The organism is Pseudomonas asturiensis, assembly GCF_900143095.1.
GTDB lineage: Bacteria > Pseudomonadota > Gammaproteobacteria > Pseudomonadales > Pseudomonadaceae > Aquipseudomonas > Aquipseudomonas asturiensis.
Genome location: NZ_FRDA01000023.1, coordinates 74,861 through 82,449 on the forward strand (window position 1 = coordinate 74,861; position 7,589 = coordinate 82,449).

The 7,589-nt window shown below is 57.0% G+C and carries 5 protein-coding genes and 1 rRNA gene; 5 read left to right on the plus strand and 1 reads right to left on the minus strand.

Translation table 11 applies throughout. The features are described 5' to 3' along the window. The first annotated feature begins 155 nt into the window (after positions 1–155). From BUB69_RS26190 to BUB69_RS26210, 5 genes are all read left to right on the plus strand, one after another. Positions 156–887 carry a GntR family transcriptional regulator gene (locus BUB69_RS26190; RefSeq protein ID WP_073172673.1) on the plus strand — a complete coding sequence of 244 codons (732 nt, stop codon included), beginning with the start codon at positions 156–158 and terminating at the stop codon, positions 885–887. Between the two features lie 795 nt (positions 888–1,682). Further along, positions 1,683–2,459: a DUF3050 domain-containing protein gene (locus BUB69_RS26195; protein ID WP_073172676.1), complete on the plus strand. Its 777-nt coding sequence runs from the start codon at positions 1,683–1,685 to the stop codon at positions 2,457–2,459. A 63-nt stretch (positions 2,460–2,522) separates the two neighbouring features. Beyond that, positions 2,523–3,470, plus strand: a complete 948-nt coding sequence (locus BUB69_RS26200) for a diiron oxygenase (protein WP_073172680.1) — start codon at positions 2,523–2,525, stop codon at positions 3,468–3,470. After that, entirely contained in the window at positions 3,467–6,919 is a 3,453-nt protein-coding gene (locus tag BUB69_RS26205; protein WP_073172683.1) for a non-ribosomal peptide synthetase, read from the plus strand. The genes BUB69_RS26200 and BUB69_RS26205 overlap by 4 nt, the downstream gene beginning before the upstream one ends. Positions 6,920–6,953: 34 nt before the next feature. Beyond that, complete coding sequence (locus BUB69_RS26210) at positions 6,954–7,433, plus strand: SRPBCC family protein (protein WP_073172686.1); 480 nt, start codon at positions 6,954–6,956, stop codon at positions 7,431–7,433. Between the two features lie 70 nt (positions 7,434–7,503). On the opposite strand, the gene rrf is transcribed toward BUB69_RS26210, so the two are convergent. Then, positions 7,504–7,589: ribosomal RNA gene (rrf, locus tag BUB69_RS26215) — 5S ribosomal RNA — on the minus strand; the annotation flags it as partial.

A 7,589-nucleotide genomic window follows, 5' to 3' on the forward strand; every position in this document is an offset into this window, starting at 1 on the left:
TCCACGATAATTCACTGAAATGCACTTCATGTACTGCGCTGAAAAAATGAAAGATGTCTCTGCTCTCGCGACGTCCTGGCAAGTCTTGGCTAGTCTGTTGGCAATCCAGTGGATTATTGGATCCTATCCGGTCAGGTTGGTAGAGAAGTATGGCGATGCGTAAATCAGATAGAGAAGCCTTCCTGCTCTCGGTATTGGGCAATGAGCAACCCCCGGCGCACCTTGCCAGGGCAGTGATCGAAGAGAAACTGCGTAACGCAATTATCGATGGCAGCCTGCCCAGTGGCACTGCGATGCGCCAGCAGGAATTGGCAACGCTGTTCGGCGTGAGCCGGATGCCGGTACGCGAAGCCCTGCGACAACTCGAAGCACAATCGCTGCTGCGTGTCGAAACGCACAAAGGTGCGGTTGTGGCGCCATTGATCACCGAAGACGCTGTCGATGCCTATGCATTGCGCATCTTGCTGGAGTCAGAAGCCCTGCGCTTGTCGATTCCCTTATTGACTGAGCAAGACCTGGCGATTTCAAGGGGCTACATCGAGCAGCTCGAAGTCGAGACCGATTACACCCAGATCGGCAGGCTTAACCGCTTATTCCATATGTCCTTGTACGCCAGAACACCCAGCAAGCGCCTGATGCACCTGGTGGAGGAAGGTTTGAACGAAGAAGAGCGCTTTTTACGTTTCAATCTGTCGTCCATGGGGCTGGGTAAACTCTCTCAGGACGACCACTGGGAACTGCTTCGTCTGGCGGAAGAAAAAGCTGTCGAACAGATCGTGGCAGCGCTGCAGCATCACCTCAATCGCGGCGTTCAGGCCATTACTCAATTCCTGAACAACAAAGCGGCCACCGAGACCCCTCGCACTCGCAAGAAAAGCCCTGCCTGACCCCGCCGGCTCGTCGGCTACCTTCCGCACGTCCGGCGAGCGCTGCTTACCGGACTGCCCAGTCCCAAGACCCACCCGCCTCAGGCTGCGCAGACGTTCGGTCTGACGGCACGTTTTTACGCCTAATTTCCTGAGCCCTCCGGTGGTATGCCACTGGAATCAGGCAAACTCGTTCGTGACCTGGGTGGATCCAACCGGAGGATCGACTTTGGTCAGGATTCAATTGCCCTGCTGGCATCGGGCAGTGATCTGTCGATTTGAACGCAATGAAAAGGAGTCAGCGCACCGGGCAGAGAGACATTGGAATGTCGTTCCGATATCGCTCGCAAAAAATACAAATCTTTTAATTGTTCGGCACAACGGCAACGCTGAACGAGGCATTCGTTCATTATTATTAATTCTGATCCCTGTCGGTCGGAAGGGTTGCCTACACCCCTATAAAACATGAACCCTCTGTTTTATATAGCAACTTACACCCTGCAAATCAGCCCACTTAAATAATATAAAAAAATAATTGCGCAACTTGTTAATTGTGTTTTAACTTTTCCACACAGCCGACGCAGGGCACTGCACAACCGCGCAGAAGCCGCGTTTTCAAAAGGCTGTCGGCGAACGCACAGTACGCCGAACCCTAACTTGCAGCGGTACGACAACTGGGGGCGATCTTGAATCCCTTTCCTTAACAGGCTGTTGGCTGCCTGCAATTAATACGCGTCGACCTCTGTGCGTCAGCGCCGTAAAACGCTGCAACTTTAAATATATCCGCCTGCCTTTTAACGACCAAGGGAACTCGTCATGCATTGCCAAAAAACACGACTGGACCACAAGAAACTTGAACTTAGCCGTCACGCCATCTTCGGTGAGATCTGCTCGCTGGAGGTATTAAGACGGTTCATGGAAACCCATGTGTTCGCGGTCTGGGACTTCATGTCGCTCACCAAACGCCTGCAGCAGGAGCTGACCTGCACACAACTGCCCTGGCTCCCGCCCAAGGACGCCGCAGCGGCCAGGTTGATCAACGAAATTGTATTGGGTGAAGAATCGGATGACCGATTGGGACACGGCCATTACAGCCATTTCGAGCTGTATCTGGATGCGATGCGCGAAATCGGTGCCAGCACATTGCAGATCGAACGTTTCATCGAACTTCAGAAACAGGGCGTGCATTACACAACCGCATTGCAGCGTGTCAACGCAGGTCAGGCGGCATCGGTGTTCGTGACGCATACCCTCAACACAGCGCTGCACGCCCCGGCTCACAGTGTGGCGGCGGCATTCCTGCATGGCCGCGAGAGCGTCATCCCGCTGATGTTCCAGAGCATTCTCGATGACTGGGGCATCACGGGCGATCAGGCTCCGACCTTTCGTTACTACCTGGAACGCCACATCGAAGTCGATTCCGAAGACCACGGACCCGCTGCAGAAAACCTGCTGGCGCGCCTGGTAGCGGGCGATCCTCGGCGTGAAAGCGAGGTGTACGAGGCCGCCATCGCCGCTGTGGAAAGCAGGGTCCAGCTATGGGACACGCTGCGCACCGCACTGCGCGCGCCATTGATGCAGGTCAGCGCTTAGCACCGGTTGCTCTCAAGGGCTGCTCTCAGGGATCAGCCCTCAAGCCTCTACAAGGAAGCCATCATGAAAGCAGAAGACTACAGCTCGTTCATCGATGCGTGGGAAGGTCGCGCCACCATTCGCACTCGTCCACGCCGGATCGTCGAGAACGATGAAAAACTTATCTATCCCCTCAGCCGTCAGCCACTGGTGCTGAGCGAGACCTTTAGCCGTGAATGTTCGCACCTGCGTGATTACGCCCTGGTGCAGAGCCTCTACAAATTCATCAACGATGTGGTGATCTTCGAAACTGAAATCGTCGACAAGACCGCACGCAGTATCGCCAAGGACAACTTTGCGATTCGCTTCCCGTTCGCCTGCCGCTATGACGCGATGACGGTGGTGGTGGATGAGGATTATCACGCGCTGGTCGCAATGGACTTCATGCAGCAGACCATCGCGCTGACGGGTATCGACCCTATCGAACTGCCCGGCGAAATCGAGCTGAGTCGGGCTATCCCGGCGGCGCTGGCGCTGGCACCGGAACATCTGCGCAGCGCTGTGGAATTGATCTGCGTGGCCATCGCAGAGAACACAGTGACCAACGATGTGGCAGCCTTTGCCAAGGACGATTCGGTCAAGCAATCGGTCAAGGGCCTGATGGCTGACCACCTGCTGGACGAAGGTCGGCACTCAGGCTTCTGGTCACGACTGGTGCGCATTTACTGGCACACCGCGAGCAAAGACGACCGCCAATGCATTGCCGACATCATGCCGGTGTTCATCGCACAGTACCTGACCAGTGACATCCAGCACGGTTTCGATTTCGCCCTGATCGAACATCTGCCCGTTGCTGAATCCGTCAAACAAGCCCTCAAGGCCGAAACCCTGGCCGTCAGTTTTCCCATCAATCGTCATCACCCGCTGATCGGCAATATCGTGCGCTTTTTCAAGGCCAGCTCAATGCTGGAAACCCCTTGCGTACAGCGGTCCCTGGCTCAATACCTGCCTGCTCAGGGGATGCTGCAATGAAACGCCTGGAGATCGTGCTTCTTGGTCATAGCCTGACCCTGAGCGAACTGAATGCCGAGCTGCAGTCGCATGGCCATGCCGTGCATCACCTGTCCGACCTTGCTGCGCTGCAGTCCTGTGGTCACGTCTCGATGCTCATCGAAGATGGCAGCCTGGCGTTGAGCAGCGCGCAGTTGAAGGGCTTGGGCGAACCGGCTCTTCTAAGTCTGCGTGTGGGCCTGGACGCTGTCCCGGAATCTCTGCCGCAGCTGGAACTGTTGTGCTGGCACGGTTCGGCAAAGGCCCAGCGCCTGATCATTCGGCAATGGCTGCCCGTTGAGTCCTCGGGCAACGGACGAACGCTGCGCGATGACGCCATTGCCGCTTGGGTGGAGATCGTTGCTCTGCAGGTGAGCCGACGTTCCCGGGACGATCATTACTTTGTGCATCTGCCAGCGGCACAGCCCGCTCAAAGCGAACGCCAGGAGGGCCTGCGAGCCATTGATGCGCTGCTGTTCGAGCACCAGTTGAACCGCACGCAGCGGCCTCATCTGTTGCAACGGGCCGAGACGCCGCTTACCCAGCGGCTGGCGACGGCCTTGCAGACCTTCGCCGAGCGGCCGGCCCTGTCGGTTCAGGGTCAGTCCTGCAGCTATCGCGAACTGGCAATGCACGCTGCCGCGATTCAGCGTCATTTGTTGCCACTGATTGCACAAGCCCACAAGGGCGACGCGCCGCCTGTGATCGGTCTCTGCCTGCCCAAGTGCACAGCGTTGTATGCCGGGGTGCTCGCGATTCTGGGCTGTGGGGCTGTTTACCTGCCACTCGACCCGGCTCTTCCACTTCAACGGCAGCAATACATTCTGGAAAACTCGGGGGCGATGCTGCTGTTGCATGACGGCTTGCACCCATTGGCTGCTGCCGAATTCCCCGCGCTTAACATCGGCGCGATGCAACTGACGGAAACGGGTCATGTGGCTTCGGTTTTCCCCCCGGACTGTGATGCGCCATGCATGGCGCTTTACACCTCGGGCACGACCGGCCATCCCAAAGGCGTATTGCTCAGCCAGCGTAACCTCAGCCACTTCACGGCATGGTATGCCGACTATGTGGGTCTGACCGAACACAGTCGAGTGCTGCAGTTCTCGACCTTGAGTTTTGATTCATCAGTGATCGATATTTTTCCGACCTGGCTCAGCGGTGCTGAACTGGTAGTGCCCGATGAGGATCAGCGACGCGACCCGCTGCAACTGGTCAGCGTTTTGAAAGCGGGCCTCACACATGCATTTCTACCGCCCGCGCTGCTGAGCATCCTGCCGCTCGATCAACCGCTGGGGCTTGAACATGTCGTGACAGGTGGAGACGTCTGTGAGCCTCACGTGATCGCGCAGCTCACTGCACAGTGCCATTTCCACAATTTGTACGGCCCCACCGAAGCCACCGTGCTGGTGACGGCCAGCCAGTTCCAGCCGCACAGCAGCAATCGCAATCTGGGAAAACCGATCGCCAACAGCCAGGTCTGGATTCTCGACGAACAACTGCAGCCTGTGGCGCAACAGACTCAGGGTGAACTGTACATCGTCGGGCCAGGGGTCGGCCTGGGTTATATCAACAACCCTGAACTGACGGCGGAGCGCTATGTATGGCTGACGTGCCCGGGCGGTGAACGATTACGGGCCTATCGCACTGGAGACATGGCCAAGTGGACGGAGGACGGCATCGAGCTGTCCGGGCGTCGAGACAATCAGGTGAAAATTCGCGGCTTCAGGGTCGAGCCGGAAGAGATCGAGCATTGCCTGCGTGCCAGTCAGTTGTACCGACAGGTCGCAGTGGTCGTCGATGCTCACCGGCGCATTCTGGCCTTCGTTGCTCAGCCACATGGGCCTGAATCTGATGACGCGACACTAAGCGCCCTGAAGGCTCATGTGCAGCAGCTGCTGCCTGACTACATGCACCCGATCGCTTACACAAAGATCGATGCCTTGCCGTCTGCCAGCAACGGCAAGACTGATCGCAAGGCGTTGCTGGAGATACCTGTTGTTTTCAGCGATCGGCTTTCCCGGCGCCTGCCAGAGACCGAGCGTCAGGAGCAGCTGTTAGCGCTATGGGCCGAACTGCTGGAACTGCCATCAGGCGACATCTCGACGGACGAAAGCTTTTTCAATCTGGGCGGTCACTCGATTTTGCTGTCGCGCATGTTGCTCGAGATTCGGGAACGGTTCGGACGCAGTATTCCTATCAACCGCTTCATCGAAGCACCGACCTTACTGACGCTGGCAGGCCTGATCGACAGCGAAGGCAGCTCAGGCTACACCATCAGTCCACAGGCGCTGCTGGATGCCCAGCCGGATATCCAGTTGACGACACTGCCTGTCAGCCAACTGGGCGACGTGCACAAAGTGATCGTCACCGGGGCCAACGGGTTTCTGGGTGTGCATATCGTACAGGCGCTACTGGACTGGGGTGCGACCGAGATTGCGTGCCTGGTACGTGAATCGTCAGGGCAAAGCGCGCAGGATCGCTTCGAACAATCGCTCGCCGAGAACAGGCTGGGGCATCTCGACCTGAGTCGGGTAACGGTTTATGCCGCCGATGTCACGCAGCCCTGTCTGGGCTTGAGCGAAGCGGTGTATGAACGATTGGACCGGGACTTCGGTGCACTGGTCCATAACGCAGCCAACGTAAACCATGTTCAGGATTACCAGACGCTGGCCAGAGACAACGTTGCACCGGTCTTCGAATGCCTGAAGTTGTGTGAGGGACGCAGCAAGAAGGTCTTCAATTTTGTCTCGACCTTGTCAGCCTGCAGCGCTGTCGACAGTGCCGGCACTGTGCTTGAGCAACCCGCAGCCGCCACTCCGCCGATCTACATCAAGAATGGCTACAACCTCTCCAAATGGGTCGCTGAACGCATCCTGCAACACGCCAGGGATAAAGGTGTGTGGGTCAACATTTACCGCCCCGGCAACATCGCATTCAACCGCCATACCGGCGTGTGCCAGCCACAAAAGAACCGCTTGATGCTGATGCTCAAGGGGTCACTGCAGCTGGGGCAGGTTCCCGAGTTCGACATCAACTTCGACCTGATGCCGGTGGACTTTCTGGCGCGTTTCATTGGCTTTCATGCCAGCCGCTATCAGTCCGAACGTGCCGTTTTCAATCTGCATAACCCCGAACCCCTGAGCTGGAACAGCTATGTGGAATCGTTCCGCGAAGCGGGTCGCGAGTTCGAGCTGGTCAGCGTTACTCACTGGCAGGCCCAGCTTAACCGGGTCGATAGCGATAACGCGTTGTTCGGCGTGCTCGGCTTCTATCTGGACGGTTTTGAAGAGGACATCGGGGACATCTCGATGATCGAGTACCAGAACACCCTGACTGGCATCCGCCAGATGGGCGAGCAGTACCCGCAGAAAACCCCGGCGCTGTTGCGCAAGGGCTGCGATTACCTGAAGGAAATCGACTTCATCTGAGTCGAGTCATCAATCAAGTGCAATGGAGAACGACATGAAAACAATCCACAACAACCTCAAGCCCGACACGCTGATCAAGAATCCGACACTGTGCCGTGTTGTCTCGGCAGTGGAGATTCCCAGCGATGCCAACAGCGTCTGGGCAGTCGTCGGCGACTTTGGCGGCTTTCAGGCCTTTATTCCTGCCCTGGAGAGCACTGAAGTCACGGGTAAAGGTGTTCGCTCGGTACGCAGGAAGCTATTCAAGGACGGTAACGTCGCGATCGAGCAACTGAACAGCCGGGATGATCAGGCACTGTACATGACTTGGTCGTTGATCCACACCAGCTTGCCTGTGGGTCAATTGTGGGCTTCGATGACGGTACTGGCCGTGAGCGAGAATGAGTGTATTGCGACCTGGACGATCATTGCCGAACCTGACCAGGGAGGACCTGAGGCGCTGCCAGCCTTCGAGACGTTTCTACAGGGGTTTGCAGACAGTGCCATGAGCAATGTACGCAGTCTCTTTGCCTGACCTCGACGTTCCATAGCCTGAAAAGACAAAACCCCTCACCGCGCTAGCGATGAGGGGTTTCGGAATTGAATCTTGACGATGACCTACTCTCACATGGGGAAACCCCACACTACCATCGGCGATGCATCGTTTCACTGCTGAGTTCGGGATGGGATC